Raw genomic sequence first — 15025 nt, forward strand, 5'->3', positions numbered from 1 at the left:
GTTGAATCAGCGTTGAATCCGCTGCGTCGAATCGGTTAACTCATCGGGCAACTCTCCAGGCACGATAAGCAAAATCGACAGGCAAAAAAATGCGCTGCCAAAGCAGCGCATTTTTCCATCAGTCAACCTCACTTCACGCCATTACGGCCTGCGTGTTGAGCTCAGCTCGCACGGGCCAACAGCAATGCGTTGGTCCGCTTGACGAAGCTCGCCGGATCTTCCAGCGCGCCGCCTTCGGCGAGCAGCGCCTGATCAAACAGCAGATGGCACCAGTCATCAAAGTTAGCGCTGTCCGTATGCAAGCTCTTCACCAGCGCGTGCTCCGGATTCACTTCCAGAATCGGATGGAATGACGGCGCCTGCTGACCCGCGGCCTTCAGCATACGTTGCAGGTAACCGCTCATTTCGCCATCGTCAGCCACGAGGCATGAAGGCGAATCGGTCAGGCGGAACGTCAGACGTACCTCCTTGGCCTTGTCCTTGAGCGCTTCCTTCATCTTCTCGACGAGCGGCTTCAGCTCTTCGCTGACCTTTTCTTGTGCCTGCTTTTCCTCATCGTTCAACGCGCCCAGATCGAGATCGCCGCGCGCCACGCTTTGCAGCGGCTTGCCGTCGAACTCGTTCAGGAACGACAGCATCCATTCATCGACGCGATCGGTCAGCAGCAACACTTCGACGCCCTTCTTGCGGAACACTTCGAGGTGCGGGCTATGGGTGGCGGCCTGGAACGTGTCGGCAGTCACGTAGTAGATCTTGGTCTGCTCGGGCTTCATGCGAGCGACATAGTCCGCCAGCGCAACGGTCTGTTCCGGCGAATCTGTATGCGTCGAGGCAAAGCGCAGCAGCTTTGCAATACGCTCCTTGTTCGCGAAGTCCTCGCCGACCCCTTCCTTCAGTGCCTGGCCAAATTCCTTCCAGAACGTGGCGTACTTTTCCTTGTCAGCGTCGTTATCGGCATTGGCCAGGTCTTCGAGCATCGACAGCGAGCGTTTGGTCACGCCCTCGCGGATCGCCTTCACATCACGGCTTTCCTGCAGGATTTCGCGCGAAACGTTCAGCGGCAGATCGCTCGAATCCACCACACCCTTCACAAAGCGCAGATACGTGGGCAGCAGTTGCTCAGCATCGTCCATGATGAACACGCGCTTCACGTACAGCTTCAGGCCGCCGCGATGTTCGCGATTCCACATGTCGAACGGCGCGGCGCCCGGCACGTATAGCAGCTGCGTGTACTCGCTACGGCCTTCGACGCGGTTATGCGTCCACGTAAGCGGATCCTGATGATCGTGCGAGAGGTGCTGATAGAACTGCTTGTACTGCTCATCCGTGATGTCGTTCTTCGAACGCGTCCACAACGCGCTGGCCTGATTGACGGTCTCGTCCTCGTCCTTCGTGACCATTTCGCTTTTTTCCGCGTCCCATTCCTCTTTCTTCATGAGGATGGGCAAAGCGACGTGGTCCGAGTACTTCTGGATGATCGACTTCAGACGGTGCGACGACAGCAGTTCGTCTTCTTCGGCGCGCAGATGCAGGGTGATGGTCGTGCCGCGCTGGGCGCGTTCGATCGTCTCCACCGCGAAATCGCCCTCGCCCGCGCTTTCCCAGCGCACGCCTTCAGCGGCCGGCAGACCGGCGCGACGCGATTCGACGGTGATCTTGTCCGCGACGATAAAGCCCGAATAGAAACCCACGCCGAACTGGCCGATCAACGCCGCATCCTTCTGCTGGTCGCCGGACAGTCTGCCGAAGAATTCCTTGGTGCCCGAACGGGCGATCGTGCCGAGGTGCGAAATCGCCTCGTCGCGGCTCATACCGATGCCGTTGTCGTCGATCGTGATGGTGCGTGCGGTCTTGTCATACGAGATGCGAATCCGCAGATTGGGATCGGACTCGTACAGCGCGTTATTTTCGATCGCTTCGAAGCGCAGCTTGTCGGCGGCGTCCGAGGCGTTCGAGATCAGCTCACGCAGGAAAATTTCCTTGTTGCTGTACAGCGAATGGATCATCAGTTGCAGAAGCTGCTTCACTTCTGCCTGAAAGCTCATGGTTTCTTGTGCCATGGTCAGATTTCCTCTCTGTTTGTAGCGATTGATTCAAGTCGGGCTTGGCCGGGCGCGAGCGCCGGCCACAGCGCGGATCGGGGCTAAATTGGGTACTATCGGCGCGATTTCAAGAGGCGCGCCGCGCGACACCGTCCAGATACCGGCACAGGAATGCCGGCAGCTCGGGATCGCCGCAATTGGCAACATTAAAACGGGTCCAACTGGACGGCGACTGCTGCGGCGAAAAAAGACTCCCCGGCGTCAGCAAAAAGCCTGACTCATGCGCGGCAGCAGCAAGTACGTCCGAGTCGACGCCCGTGTCGGCCCACAGGAACATACCGGCGCCAGGCGCCTGGAACAGCTTCAGGCCGGTTTTCTCCAGCATCCGCGCGGCTTTGTCGCGCACTCCGTCGAGACGCCCGCGCAATCGCTCCACGTGACGCCGGTAGTGTCCTTCCGTGAGTATTTTGTACAGCACGCGCTCGTTGAGTTCCGGGCTCGTCATGCCCACCAGCATCTTCTGGTCCGTGACCGCGTTGGCCACTTCCGGCGCGCAGGCGATAAAGCCGACCCGCAGGTTGGGCGCCAAGGTCTTCGAAAAGCTCCCCAGATAGATCACGCGCTTGAGCTGGTCGAGGCTTGCGAGGCGTGTGGCCGGATACCCCGGCGGGCACAGGTCGCCGTAAATGTCGTCTTCCACCACGATGAAATCGTATTCCTCGGCGAGGCGCAGGATACGAAACGCCTGCGCGGCGGTGAGCGATGTGCCAGTCGGGTTCTGCAACACCGAGTTGATCACCAGCATTTTCGGGTGCCACGTCTGCACCAGTGTTTCCAGCGCATCCAGATCCGGCCCTTCCGGGGTGTACGGCATGCCGACGAGGCGCGCCCCCTGCGAGGCAAACCGCCCGAACATCTGGAACCACGCCGGATCGCCGACGATCACCGCGTCGCCCGGTTGTACAAAAATACGCGCGATCAGATCGATTGCCTGGGTGATCCCGGAGGCCATCACGATCTGCTCAGGGGAGGCACCGATCTCAAGCTCTTCCAGGCGCGTCTGCAACTGCTGACGCAGCGGCAGGAAGCCCTGAGCCGTGCCGAAACCGAGCATCTGCGCGCCAGTCTGCCGCCCCAATGTACGCAACGCCCCGGTGATCAGTTCGCCGTCGAGCCAGCGGCTTGGCAGATAGCCAAGACCCGGCCCCCGTTCCGGCCGTGCCGATGTCTGCAGCATATTGCGCAGCAGCCAGACCACGTCAATGGTATTTGACGCGGCCGCAGGCGCAGCCTCGGCGCCCTGGCGGCGCTCGCCGGGCATTGGCGTGGCGAGCCGCTCGCGCACATAAAAGCCGGAACCGCGCCGCGAATCCAGATAACCCTGTGCCACCAGACGCTCGTACGCCTCGACCACCGTGAAGCGCGACACGCCTTTGTCGAGCGCCAGCTTGCGGATGGACGGCATGCGCATGCCGGAGCGAAACACCCGCTCCTCGATGCGGCGGCGCGCCCACTGCACGAGCTGATCGACGAGCGTCAGCGATGACGCATCGTGTGGAGCGGGAATCTGGTCGAGCGGCACGGACATGATGGCTCCGACTGTATTGAAAACTATCGGGTCGATTGTACCGTTACTGTGCAGGTGACGGGCGTTACAGTGAGTTTGAACCGGTAGTCGGAACGCAACACGCACGCGGCGTGCTGAGGCTGGTGTCCGGCTCACACGGCGTACGGAAATCGTGCCCCGGCAGCGCGCCGAGCGGTTATGCTAACGGCCCGGCCTCGCAATGCGCGCCGGTGGCCCGCACTAGACCGCCATGCAAAGCGGTACTCCGTCCGCACCAAGCCGGCACGAGTCCGCAAAACCGCAGGCGCACCGCAGAAACCGTCTTTTAGCCAACATGACCGTCAATCCGCTCCGTCTCGATCATCTCGTGATCTCCGCCCGAACCCTCGACGAGGGGACTCAATACGTCGCCGACACGCTTGGCGTGGCGCCGTCCGGCGGCGGCGCGCATCCGTTGATGCGTACGCACAACCGGCTCCTGAACCTGTGGGGTGGCGTGTATCTCGAGGTTATCGCGATCGACCCGGAGGCCGAGGAATCCGCCAGCGGCGCCGCGCCGCGAGCGCGTCTATTCGCACTCGACGCGCCGCAAACGCAGACGAGACTCGCGGACGGCCCGTATCTGTCGCATTGGGTGGTGCGGGTAGAGCGGCCGAAAAATTTGCGGCGCTGGCAGGCGCAGTATCCGCAGCGCATCCCGCCCGTCGTACCCATGACGCGCGGCGCTTTCACCTGGGGCCTGGCGGTGCCGGACGACGGCGCGTTCCCGAGTTGGGAAGGCACAGGCGACGGCCTTCTGCCCACGCTGATCCAGTGGGACACGCCGCAACACCCGTCGCAGGTGCTCCCGGAAACGGAACTGGCGCTGACGTCGCTTAAGGGTTTCCACCCGCAAGCCGAGACGATCAAGGCGCAACTGGACTGGCTCGGCGCTGGTCATCTGATCCAGCTCGTCACGCAGGACGGCGTAGATGCCCCGGCACTGGTGGCTGAATTCGATACACCCGACGGCCCACGCACGCTCAAATAAAGGCGCGACGGTCCCAAGCCACTCGCGCAACAGCAACTCGCGCGATAATTGAAGTTTTGACGATTTCGCCCAAGCAACACCTGTTGAGGAAACCATGGATCAAAGCGACCTTCAAGCCCCCACGTGGCAACTGTCCGAACGCGCACGCAAGCTGACCAGCTCGGCGATCCGGGAAATTCTGAAGGTCACTGAACGGCCGGAGGTCATTTCGTTTGCAGGCGGCCTGCCGTCGCCGGCCACCTTCCCCGCCGAGGAAATGCGCGAAGCATCTGATCGGATCCTGCGCGATTCGCCCGCCGCGGCACTTCAGTACAGTGCCACCGAGGGCTATATGCCGCTGCGCGAATGGATTGCCGCGCGGTACTCGAACAACAGTGCGGTGAACGGCGTGCAAATCCGCCCGTCGCAGGTGCTGATCACGACCGGCTCGCAGCAGGCGCTCGATCTGCTCGGCAAGGTGCTGGTCTGCCCGGACAGCCCCGTGCTGGTTGAAACGCCGACCTATCTGGGTGCGCTCCAGTCGTTCTCCATGTACGAGCCGCGCTACGTTCAGGTGGCCACCGACGACAACGGCCTGATCCCCGAGGCGCTCACCCCTGAGCTGACCGCCGGCGCCCGTCTGCTGTACGCGCAACCGAATTTCCAGAACCCGACTGGCCGCCGTCTGCCGCTGGAGCGCCGCCGCGCGCTGGCCGCCATGGCGCAGACAGCCCCGTTCCCGATTATCGAAGACGACCCATACGGCGCGCTCGACTATGCGGGCGAACCGCTGCCCACCATGCTCTCGATGGCGCCCAACCATATCGTGCACCTGGGCTCGTTCTCGAAGGTGCTCGCGCCGGGCCTGCGTATCGGCTACATCATTGCGCCTGAGGAATTACACTTCAAACTGGTCCAGGCCAAGCAGGCCACCGACCTGCACACGCCGAGCTTCACGCAGCGCATTGTCCATGAGGTGATCAAGGACGGCTTCCTCGACACGCACATCCCGACCATTCGCGCGCTGTATCGCGACCAGTGCGCCGCCATGTTGTCGGCGCTCGAACGCTTCATGCCGCAAGGCGTAAGCTGGAACCGGCCGGAAGGCGGTATGTTCGTGTGGGTGACGTTGCCGGCGCATATCGACAGCATGAAGCTGCTCGAGGAGTCGGTCGCCCAGAATGTGGCCTTCGTGCCGGGTGGCCCGTTCTATGCAAACGAGCCACAGCACAACACGTTGCGCCTGTCGTTCGTCACCGTGCCGCCGGCCAAGATCGACGAAGGCGTGGCACGCCTCGCGGCCCTGATTCGCGCTCGCGTTTAAGAGCGCGCCCTCTTTCTCATTGACCAGGACATGTCATGACTCAAGCAAACGTGTACGACAAGTTGAAGGAACTCGGCATCGAACTGCCCACCGCAGGCGCGCCCGCAGCGGCTTATGTGATGAGCGCCCAAAGCGGCAACACCGTGTATCTGTCGGGCCATATCGCCAAGAAGGACGGCAAGGTATGGGCCGGCAAGCTTGGCGACAACCTCAGCACCGAAGAAGGCAAGGTGGCAGCGCGCTCGATCGCGATTGACCTGCTCGCCACGCTGCACGCTCACGTGGGCGACCTGAACCGCGTCAAGCGCATCGTCAAGCTGATGAGCCTCGTGAATTCGACGCCCGATTTCACCGAACAGCACCTCGTCACGAATGGCGCGTCCGAGTTGGTCGCCGATATATTCGGCGAACGCGGCAAGCACGCACGTTCGGCCTTCGGCGTGGCGCAAATTCCGCTTGGCGCCTGCGTCGAAATCGAAATGATTGCGGAAGTCGAATAAGGCTCACAAGCGTAGGGGCGGCCTTTTGCATAGGTACCCTTACTGAGTCTGACACCCGTTGCGCGTCGTGAGGTGGCTTGCCATTCACGGCGCGTTTTGTTTTTTGCGTCTCGCCACTCAAAGGATATATCGCTGCTATGACTGCTCGCACTGTCCGTTTCAAACAGGTCGATGTGTTCACCGCGGTTCCGTTCAAAGGCAACCCGCTCGCCGTGATATTCGACGCAGACGATCTCGACGATGCCCAGATGCAGGCCATCGCCCGCTGGACCAATCTGTCCGAGACCACCTTTCTCGTGAAGCCAACCGAGCCCGCGGCCGACTATCACGTGCGCATTTTCACGATGGGTGGTGAATTGCCGTTTGCGGGCCACCCCACGCTGGGCACGGCGCACGCATTGCTCGAAAGCGGCTATCAACCTAAGACGCCTGGCACGCTGGTTCAGCAATGCGGCGCAGGTCTCGTGGAACTGAACGCGCTCGATGGTGGTGCATGGGCCTTCGCAGCACCGCCTGCTCGTGTCACGCCACTGCCCGCCGACTTGTACGGCGCGCTGAGCGACGCATTGCGCACCGATGCGATTGATTTCAGCGCGCAGCCCTGCGGCATGGACAACGGCGCGCCGTGGCTCGTCGTGCGCGTGAACTCAGCCGCAGCCTGCCTCGCGATTGAGCCGGATGCTGCCGCGCTCGCCCGCGTCGTCGCAGCCGTACACACGCACGGCGTCGCCGTCTACGGCCCGCACGACGCAAACGGCCCGGCCACCTTCGAGGTCCGTTGCCTGATGGTGGGGGGCAATCTTGGCGCCGGCGAAGACCCGGTCACTGGCAGCGCAAATGCGGCAATAGCCGGACTATTGAGTGCACAACAACGCCGGCCAGGCCTCGCCTACACAGCTCGCCAAGGCACCGTGCTTGGGCGCGCGGGCCAGGTGTCGGTGCGCTATGACGACGCGGCGAACAAGACGTGGGTCGGCGGCTCGACGGTCACGATCGTCGACGGCACCTTCAGGCTGCCATGAGCAAAGCCTGACTATATGCGGCGCGCCTTGGTCTGATTGCATGCAATCAGACCAAGGCAAGTCCACCGCGGACCACAATAAACCACGCGCTGGTTTCGCCTGATTCAGCCAAGCTTGTACACAAAACGCCTCATCAGGACAACTCGACGTTGTTGGGATCTAAGCGTGGCACGCAAGCCGCATAAAGATGCAGCTTGCTTCGATGAAATCTTCAAAAATATCGGCGCAGCGTACAGTTCGCCACAGCCCCTTCCTGGTCCGCATCGCCGCCGCCCGCGCGCCCGGCGAGGCGAGCGTATACCCGCAGCGCCGGCCCTTCCTTAATCCAACGCCATTCAGTAATATCAAAGAGTCCTTGCCGACCCAACGACGGGCCGGCGCAACGTCACGACCGCACTCCTGCGCAGCAGTCCCGGCACCTCGCTCACCATGCAGCCAAACTCGAACTACGCGCAGTCGCTTTACATCAGGCCGCTGCCAGACGGCAGACGGGCGCGGTCCATCTGATGACCCAATCCCGCTTCTTCGCACGCGATGGCCGGCACCGCCACGATACGGTGGTGCCGCGTCGCCGCACCCTGCTCGCGATTCCCGCACTCGGCGTGCTAGTGTTGATCCTGTTATGGGCGGTGATCTTCGCGCGCCTGTCGGTCGAGAAAGACGCCACCTCGCGCGAAGCTATGGCATCCGCCGCGATACTCTCAGCCGCGCTCGAACAGCACACGGTCAAGGCGATCCATCAGGTCGATCAGATCACCCGCTTTGTCAAATACGAGTTCGAGAAAACGCCTGACCACTTCGATCTCGCCAGCACGGTCGAGAAAGGCGTGGTACAGAGCGACACGCTGGTACAGGTGTCCATCATCGACGAGCATGGCACGCTGGTCTCCAACACAGCGGAACAGAATCCGAAACGCATCGACTTGTCTGACCGTGATCACTTCAAGGTTCACGAGCACGAGAACGACGACAGCCTCTACATCAGCAAGCCGGTGCTCGGCCGCGTATCCGGACAATGGACGTTGCAGATGACGCGCCGACTGAATCATCCGGACGGGTCGTTTGCCGGCGTGGTGGTGGTCTCAGAAGACCCGAGCTATTTCACCAGCGACTTTTATAACAACGCCGCGATTGGCCGCGACGGCGTGATCGCGGTCATCTCGGACAACGGCGCTGTGCTCGCGCGCCGCACCGGCAACGCAGACTCCAACAACGGCAAGTTCTCGGCCACCGGTTCCTATCCCACCTCGGAACATGTCTCGGGCACGTACGTCGATTCGATCGACAACGTCACGCGTATCTTCTCGTACCGGCATATCGACGGTTATCCGCTCGGTGTGCTAGTCGGTCTATCGCAAGCTGAAGAATTCGCTGACTACAATCACACACGCAACGTCTACCTGTTGATGGCCGGTTTCATTTCGCTCGCCATGCTGAGCTTCTTTGCTGTGGCCACCGGCCTGATCGGCAAACTGCTGGGACGCGAGCGCGAGATGACGCATCTGGTTGAGTTTGACCTGCTGACCGGCCTGCGCAACCGCTACTCGACATTGCAGAGCTTGCGCCACGACGTGGCGAATCCGTCGAACCTGAGCCGGCTCGCCATTCTCTTTATCGATCTGGACAACTTCAAGACCGTCAACGACACCCTCGGTCACAACGCCGGCGATATCGTGTTGCAGATGACCGCCGCGCGTCTCGCGGATGCCGTGGACGACGGCGGCGCGCTAAGCCGCATTGGCGGCGACGAGTTTGTCGTGGTGATCAAGGGCGATGAAGTCGAGAAGCGTGCCGTCGATCTTGCCGAAGCCGCTGCCGAGGTCTTTGCCAAGCCGTTTGAGGTACGCGGCAGCGCATTCGTGCTGCATGCGAGTATCGGTATCGCGCTGTATTCGGTGCCGAACGAGAGCGAAATCGACCTGCTCAAGAAAGCCGATCTCGCGATGTACAGCGCCAAGGACGCGGGCAAGAACTGCTATCAGTTCTACTCGCCGCAGCTCTCGCATCGCGCGGACCATCTGATGAAGTGGGAGCAGCAACTGCGCGTGGCGCTCTCCGAGGGTCAACTGTTTCTGGCTTACCAGCCGAAGATCGATCTGACGCTCCGTTGCATCACCGGCTTCGAAGCACTGGTGCGCTGGAACCATCCGCAGCACGGCCTGATCCCGGCCAATGAATTCATCCCGGTCGCCGAATCAACCGGGCTGATTGTGCCGATCGGCGACTTCGTGATCGAGACGGCCTGCCGACAACTCGCTCAGTGGCAGCAGCAAGGCTACGACTCCATGTCGCTTGCGGTGAACATTTCTGCCGTGCAATTCTGGCGCGGCGATCTCTACGAGACCATTTCGCACGCAATCGAGGAAACCGGCATCTCGGCGCGCCGCCTCGAACTGGAGATCACCGAGACGGCGATGATGGAATACCCGGAACTCGTCTCGGAGAAAATTTTCGCGCTCAAGCGACTCGGCGTGCGCATTGCGCTCGACGACTTCGGCACGGGCTATTCGTCGCTCTCCTATCTGAACCGCTTCTCTGTCGATACGCTGAAGGTGGACCGCTCGTTCGTGCAGGCTATTCCTGGCGACCGCAGCGTGTGCGTGATGGTGACCGCGATCGTCAATCTCGCGCGCTCGCTCGGGCTCACCGTAGTGGTCGAAGGCACCGAGACGGAAGAACAGATTGCGTGGTTGGCAGCGCTTGGCCATATCGAAGCGCAAGGCTTTCTGTTCTCGCGCCCGGTGCCTGTCGACGCTATTCCGGCACTGCTCGAACGCTTCGGCGTGTGCGGCATGCCGGAGCGACGCAGTGCACGCGAAGCCGCCGCCGACAGCGCCACGTCGAGCACCCGAGGTTAGTCTTCGTCGCTTCCGAGTCAGGTGCATTGAGTCAGGTGCAGTGCATTGAACCGGTCGCATTGACGAAGTGCGTCAAAACCTTGCGCCGTCCTGGCGTATGCACAAAAAACCGGCTACATTCAACCACGTACTCACGGCAGAGCGCGCTGTTCCGGCCACGCAAAGCGCGCCGTATTACGACACGGCCTCAAACATCCGCACGGCGCGCAGACTGTCATGTACACGATCACGAGCCAGGAAGTCACCCAACAAGGTGAACGAGAACCGCTATGGACGCTGTTCCGGGTCGTATGCGGCCTGTCGGCTATGTCTTGGGGCGGACTCGCTTTGATGGCCCAGTTGGAGAACCACTATGTCGAACGCGAGGGCAGGCTCTCGCGAGTGGCGTTCTCCGATCTGATCGCGCTAGCGTGGATGGTACCGGGGCCGGTCGGCTGCAACGTCGCCGTGCAGCTTGGGCATGCGTTGCGCGGAAAGGCCGGCGCGTGGGTCGCGGGCATTGCGAGCGTGCTGCCCTTCTTCATGCTGATGACGCTGTTTGCCATCTTCTATCGCACACCTATCGTACGTGCGGTTGCATCGCAGACCTTGCTGAATCACTTCAGTGTCGTGCTGGGCACGCTCATCGCAGTGACCTGGTACAAACAGACGCGTGCGCTCGTGCGCGGCAAACTGGAATGGCTCGCGGCGCTGCTTGGCTGCGTCACACTCGCTTATGCGCGTAGTCCCGCCGCGTATGTCGCGATGCTGGGTGCGGCGTTCGCAGTCGGCTGGCTGAATAGCCGCGAACGTAAGGTACCGTTGAATGTGTCGATTGGGCGTACCGACTGGCACGTGATTATCGGCTTGTGTGTGTTGCTGGTTTTGTTCGCTGTGCCGCTGCCGCACCGCTATGAACTGGCGCTGTTGTGGCCGCGACTCGCGGGCGCCGGCATGACGTTGTTTGGCGGTGGCTTCTCCGCGTTGCCCGTGCTCAAGGCGTTGTTCGTGACGCCTGGGATCGGCATTTCGGACAACGATTTCACGCTTGCTTTCTCGCTTTCGCCACTGTCTCCCGGGCCGCTGCTGAACGTGGTGCCGTTCTTCGGCTACCTGGTCGATGGTTGGCCCGGCGCGTTGATCGCCACTCTTGCGCTGTTCGTGCCATCAGGCTGCCTTGTCGTGCTGGCGCAACGTCACCTGCATCAATTGAAGGCCAACCCGCGCTTCGAACACGGCATGCGCATCCTGCGTGCGGTGACCACCGCGTTTCTGGCGGTCGCTGTGTTGCGCATTGCCCAACGGGTGCCGTTGCAGTTGCCCTATCTGATGACTGCGCTGTTCTCGGGCACGTGCTTCGCCAAACTCAAGGTGCCGGTGTATATGGTTTATGGCGCGGTGGCCGGTGCATGTGGGTTGTGGCTCGCTTATGCGGCAACGGCATAGCAGCCTGCCGACCCGCCGACGAGTCCACCCAAAGGCCTTCGCTCACGTGGACCTGAAACGAAGAACGCCGCATACGCGGCGTTCTTCGTTGAGAACCGTTTGATCTTTAGCGAACGGCTCAAACTCCACCGGACAACACAGCCACACCGATGGTCACGATACCGAGTGCCAGATTGACCACCACGAGGCGGCGCACCACCCCAACAGCACGCGCGCCGTCCGGCCAGTTTTGCGCCTGCACGGCGCGGCGGATACGCGGAAAGACCGCGAAGCGGATATGCCCGAAGATCAGCATCATCACAATGCCGAGGCCCGCCATGGCATGCAGTTGCCAAGAGGCGTGACCGCCACCGAACTGCATGAGCAGGAAGCCGCCCGTGAGCAAGATCACGATGACCGAAGCAGCGACCCAGTTGAAGAACCGACCAAACACCGATTCCCACAAAGGCAAGCGCAACTGAGGCGACAAATCTGCGAGCGCTGGGCGCAGGCAATAGTGCGCAAAGACCATACCGCCAACCCACACGGCGACGCCGAGCAGATGTAAAAAGAGCGCGACTTCGATGGCTTTGCTCATATTGTTTTCCTCTCCGTGTGATGGCGCGCCGTCTGTTTTGACCTTGAGGCCTGTATTAAGACACGGCTAATGACCGCGTTCGACCGCACGCTGTTCGTGCAGTTCCGCACTCTGCCATCGTTTTATTTATTGTCTCAGCGGACTACCGAGAACACCAGGGCGCCGCGAACTTTTTTACAGCTCGCGAGACGCCATGCGAAGCGGCAAAGGTTGGCGTCCTCATTTGGGCGTCCTCTATAGTGCGCTGATCCCCAAATTGTTAAGTCTTGCTACCTGCCGCGTGCGCCGGCTGTGGTTGAAGGACGACGCACGCGGTATTGCCCGGTGTTGCGGTTACTTCATCATGCGGCCAGCGCCGGGCGCATGCTCAGTTGCTTGAGCTTCGTATCCGGTAAGCGTCCCTTGCGGGCACGCTTGCCGAGATGCGGGGTCAGCGCCGCGCCGCTCAGCGTTTCTTCAGACGCTTTGCCGCCTCGACCCGTGCCCAGCAGCACGACACCCGCCTTACCGATCGCCAGCGCCTGCGTTAGCAGTTCATTCTCGTCCAGCGCCATCAAGGTGACGCCACGGCCGCCACCCGAAAGCGTCTTCATCTCGTCGAGACCGAATACCAGCAGACGGCCACCGCCCGACAGACAGGCCACGCGGGTGGCATCCGGCACCATCGGCATCGGCGCCAAAGGTGCCGCGCCTGCGTCGATGGTCATGAACGACTTGCCGGCCTTGACGCGGCTCACCATGTCGCCCACCTTGGCGATAAAACCAAAGCCATTGCTCGACGCAAGCAACAACGCCTGATCCGCCGGCGCTGCGTAGTAGTGCATCAGATGGCTGCCCGATTCGAGTTCGATCAGGGACGTGACCGGCACGCCATCGCCGCGTCCGCCCGGCAGCAGCGCGACCGCGACCGAATAGACACGCCCGTTGCTGCCCCAGGCGATCAGCGTATCCGGCGTGCGGCACTGGAACGCGGCGTAAAGCGCGTCGCCCGCCTTGAAGGTGAAGCCGACCGGATCGAGCCCGTGACCCTTCAGCGCCCGCACCCAGCCCTTCTGCGAAACGACCACCGTGACCGGTTCGTCGACCACGCGCGCTTCGAAAGTCGCGCGCTTTTCCTGCTGGATCAACGTACGACGCTCGTCGCCATATTGCTTCGCGTCGCCTTCGATTTCCTTGATGAGCAGGCGCTTCATGGCCGATTCGCTGCCCAGCAGTTCTTCGAGCTTGGCCTTTTCGTCGCGCAACTCCGCCAGTTCCTTCTCGATCTTGATAGCTTCCAGTCGCGCCAACTGACGCAGACGGATTTCAAGAATGTCCTCAGCCTGACGATCTGACAGCGAGAACGCGGCGATCAGCGCGGGCTTCGGTTCGTCCGACTCGCGGATGATGCGGATGACTTCGTCGATATTCAAAAAGACGATCATCCGGCCTTCGAGAATATGAATCCGGTCGTTGACCTTGGACAAGCAATGCTGCGTGCGCCGCGTCACCGTCACGAACCGGAAGCCGATCCACTCCTGCAGGATCTCGGCGATGCCCTTCTGACGCGGCCGGCCATCGGCGCCGACCATCACCAGATTGAGCGAGGCATTTGATTCCAGGCTCGTATGGGCCAGCAGCGTGGTGACGAATTCGGTCTGGTCGATACGGCTCGACTTCGGTTCGAACACGAGACGCACCGGCGCATCCTTGCCCGATTCGTCGCGCACCGCGTCAAGCAGCGCAAGCATGGTCTGCTTGGTCTGCAACTGCTCAGGCGTGAGCGTCTTCTTGCCGAGCTTGATCTTCGGGTTGGTCTGCTCTTCGATTTCCTCGAGCACCTTTTGCGCGGCCGTGTTCGGCGGCAATTCGGTGATCACCAGTTGCCACTGGCCGCGAGCGAGTTCCTCGATCTTCCAGCGGGCACGGACCTTCAGGCTGCCGCGACCGGATTCGTAGGCGGCGGAGATTTCCGCTTCGCTCGAAATGATCTGGCCGCCGCCCGGGAAATCCGGCCCGGGGATAAGCTGCATCAATTCGGCGTGCGTGAGCTTCGGATGACGGATCATCGCCACCGCTGCCGCCGCCACTTCACGCAGATTGTGCGACGGAATTTCCGTCGCGAGACCCACGGCAATGCCCGATGCGCCGTTCAGCAACACGAACGGCAGACGGCCCGGCAACAGCCTGGGCTCATCGAACTCACCGTCGTAGTTCTTCATGAAATCGACCGTGCCCTGGTCGATCTCGTCGAGCAGCAGTTTGGCGATCGGCGTCAAACGCGCTTCGGTGTATCGCATGGCCGCGGCGCCGTCGCCGTCGCGCGAACCGAAATTGCCCTGCCCGTCGATCAACGGATAGCGCATCGAAAAGTCCTGCGCGAGCCGCACGAGTGCGTCATAGGCCGACTGGTCGCCGTGCGGATGGTACTTACCGAGAACGTCGCCCACCACGCGCGCCGACTTCACCGGCTTGGCGTTGTCGGAGAGGCCCATGTCGTTCATCGCATACAGGATGCGACGTTGCACCGGCTTCTGGCCGTCGCAGACATCCGGCAGCGCACGTCCCTTGACCACGCTCACGGCATAGTCGAGGTACGCGCGCTCCGCGTAGTTGCCGAGCGTCAGGAAATCGCCCTCGGGCGGCGGTGGCTCGGTGAAAAGGTCGAGAGTGTTATCGTCGTCCATCTAGATTCCGTATCCGTGTTTGGCGTGAAGCGGTT

Annotated in this window: 10 protein-coding genes; 6 read left to right on the top strand and 4 right to left on the bottom strand. The window is 61.7% G+C overall.

What is annotated here, in order from left to right; all coding sequences use genetic code 11:
* Window positions 1–161: 161 nt before the first annotated feature.
* Window positions 162–2060, bottom strand: coding sequence for a molecular chaperone HtpG (gene htpG, locus WCA85_RS05300; RefSeq protein ID WP_424062116.1), 1899 nt, complete (start codon window positions 2058–2060; stop codon window positions 162–164).
* 109 nt (window positions 2061–2169) lie between these two features.
* Window positions 2170–3630 carry a PLP-dependent aminotransferase family protein gene (locus WCA85_RS05305; protein WP_424062117.1) on the bottom strand — a complete coding sequence of 487 codons (1461 nt, stop codon included), beginning with the start codon at window positions 3628–3630 and terminating at the stop codon, window positions 2170–2172.
* Between the two features lie 313 nt (window positions 3631–3943).
* Here WCA85_RS05305 and WCA85_RS05310 point away from each other — a divergent pair, with 313 nt between their 5' ends.
* The 6 genes from WCA85_RS05310 to WCA85_RS05335 all read left to right on the top strand — a co-directional run bounded on the left by WCA85_RS05310 (window position 3944) and on the right by WCA85_RS05335 (window position 11747).
* On the top strand, window positions 3944–4639 hold the full coding sequence (locus WCA85_RS05310; RefSeq protein WP_424062118.1) for a VOC family protein: 696 nt from the start codon (window positions 3944–3946) through the stop codon (window positions 4637–4639).
* Window positions 4640–4733: 94 nt separating this feature from the next.
* A complete protein-coding gene (locus WCA85_RS05315) occupies window positions 4734–5942 on the top strand; it encodes a PLP-dependent aminotransferase family protein (protein WP_424062119.1) in 1209 nt (402 codons plus the stop codon).
* A 35-nt stretch (window positions 5943–5977) separates the two neighbouring features.
* Window positions 5978–6442 carry a RidA family protein gene (locus WCA85_RS05320; RefSeq protein WP_424062120.1) on the top strand — a complete coding sequence of 155 codons (465 nt, stop codon included), beginning with the start codon at window positions 5978–5980 and terminating at the stop codon, window positions 6440–6442.
* 137 nt (window positions 6443–6579) lie between these two features.
* Window positions 6580–7464, top strand: a complete 885-nt coding sequence (locus tag WCA85_RS05325; RefSeq protein WP_424062121.1) for a PhzF family phenazine biosynthesis protein — start codon at window positions 6580–6582, stop codon at window positions 7462–7464.
* Window positions 7465–7970: 506 nt separating this feature from the next.
* A complete protein-coding gene (locus WCA85_RS05330) occupies window positions 7971–10322 on the top strand; it encodes a bifunctional diguanylate cyclase/phosphodiesterase (RefSeq protein WP_424062122.1) in 2352 nt (783 codons plus the stop codon).
* A 216-nt stretch (window positions 10323–10538) separates the two neighbouring features.
* Window positions 10539–11747 carry a chromate transporter gene (locus WCA85_RS05335; protein WP_424062123.1) on the top strand — a complete coding sequence of 403 codons (1209 nt, stop codon included), beginning with the start codon at window positions 10539–10541 and terminating at the stop codon, window positions 11745–11747.
* Window positions 11748–11865: 118 nt separating this feature from the next.
* Here WCA85_RS05335 and WCA85_RS05340 read toward each other — a convergent pair whose 3' ends face one another.
* The gene (locus tag WCA85_RS05340) at window positions 11866–12324 is read right to left on the bottom strand and encodes a CopD family protein (RefSeq protein ID WP_424062124.1); all 459 of its coding nucleotides are present in this window, start codon (window positions 12322–12324) and stop codon (window positions 11866–11868) included.
* 341 nt (window positions 12325–12665) lie between these two features.
* Window positions 12666–14990: a DNA topoisomerase IV subunit A gene (gene parC / locus WCA85_RS05345; RefSeq protein WP_424062125.1), complete on the bottom strand. Its 2325-nt coding sequence runs from the start codon at window positions 14988–14990 to the stop codon at window positions 12666–12668.
* Between the last annotated feature and the right edge of the window lie 35 nt (window positions 14991–15025).

The organism is Paraburkholderia sp. (genome assembly GCF_049581445.1).
Taxonomy (GTDB): Bacteria; Pseudomonadota; Gammaproteobacteria; order Burkholderiales; family Burkholderiaceae; genus Paraburkholderia.

What these genes read in the sequence shown, in the direction of transcription:
- htpG (WP_424062116.1), bottom strand. Translation starts at nt 2,060, where the DNA reads ATGGCACAAGAAACCATGAGCTTTCAGGCAGAAGTGAAGCAGCTTCTG.
- WCA85_RS05305 (WP_424062117.1), bottom strand. Translation starts at nt 3,630, where the DNA reads ATGTCCGTGCCGCTCGACCAGATTCCCGCTCCACACGATGCGTCATCG.
- WCA85_RS05310 (WP_424062118.1), top strand. Translation starts at nt 3,944, where the DNA reads ATGACCGTCAATCCGCTCCGTCTCGATCATCTCGTGATCTCCGCCCGA.
- WCA85_RS05315 (WP_424062119.1), top strand. Translation starts at nt 4,734, where the DNA reads ATGGATCAAAGCGACCTTCAAGCCCCCACGTGGCAACTGTCCGAACGC.
- WCA85_RS05320 (WP_424062120.1), top strand. Translation starts at nt 5,978, where the DNA reads ATGACTCAAGCAAACGTGTACGACAAGTTGAAGGAACTCGGCATCGAA.
- WCA85_RS05325 (WP_424062121.1), top strand. Translation starts at nt 6,580, where the DNA reads ATGACTGCTCGCACTGTCCGTTTCAAACAGGTCGATGTGTTCACCGCG.
- WCA85_RS05330 (WP_424062122.1), top strand. Translation starts at nt 7,971, where the DNA reads ATGACCCAATCCCGCTTCTTCGCACGCGATGGCCGGCACCGCCACGAT.
- WCA85_RS05335 (WP_424062123.1), top strand. Translation starts at nt 10,539, where the DNA reads ATGTACACGATCACGAGCCAGGAAGTCACCCAACAAGGTGAACGAGAA.
- WCA85_RS05340 (WP_424062124.1), bottom strand. Translation starts at nt 12,324, where the DNA reads ATGAGCAAAGCCATCGAAGTCGCGCTCTTTTTACATCTGCTCGGCGTC.
- parC (WP_424062125.1), bottom strand. Translation starts at nt 14,990, where the DNA reads ATGGACGACGATAACACTCTCGACCTTTTCACCGAGCCACCGCCGCCC.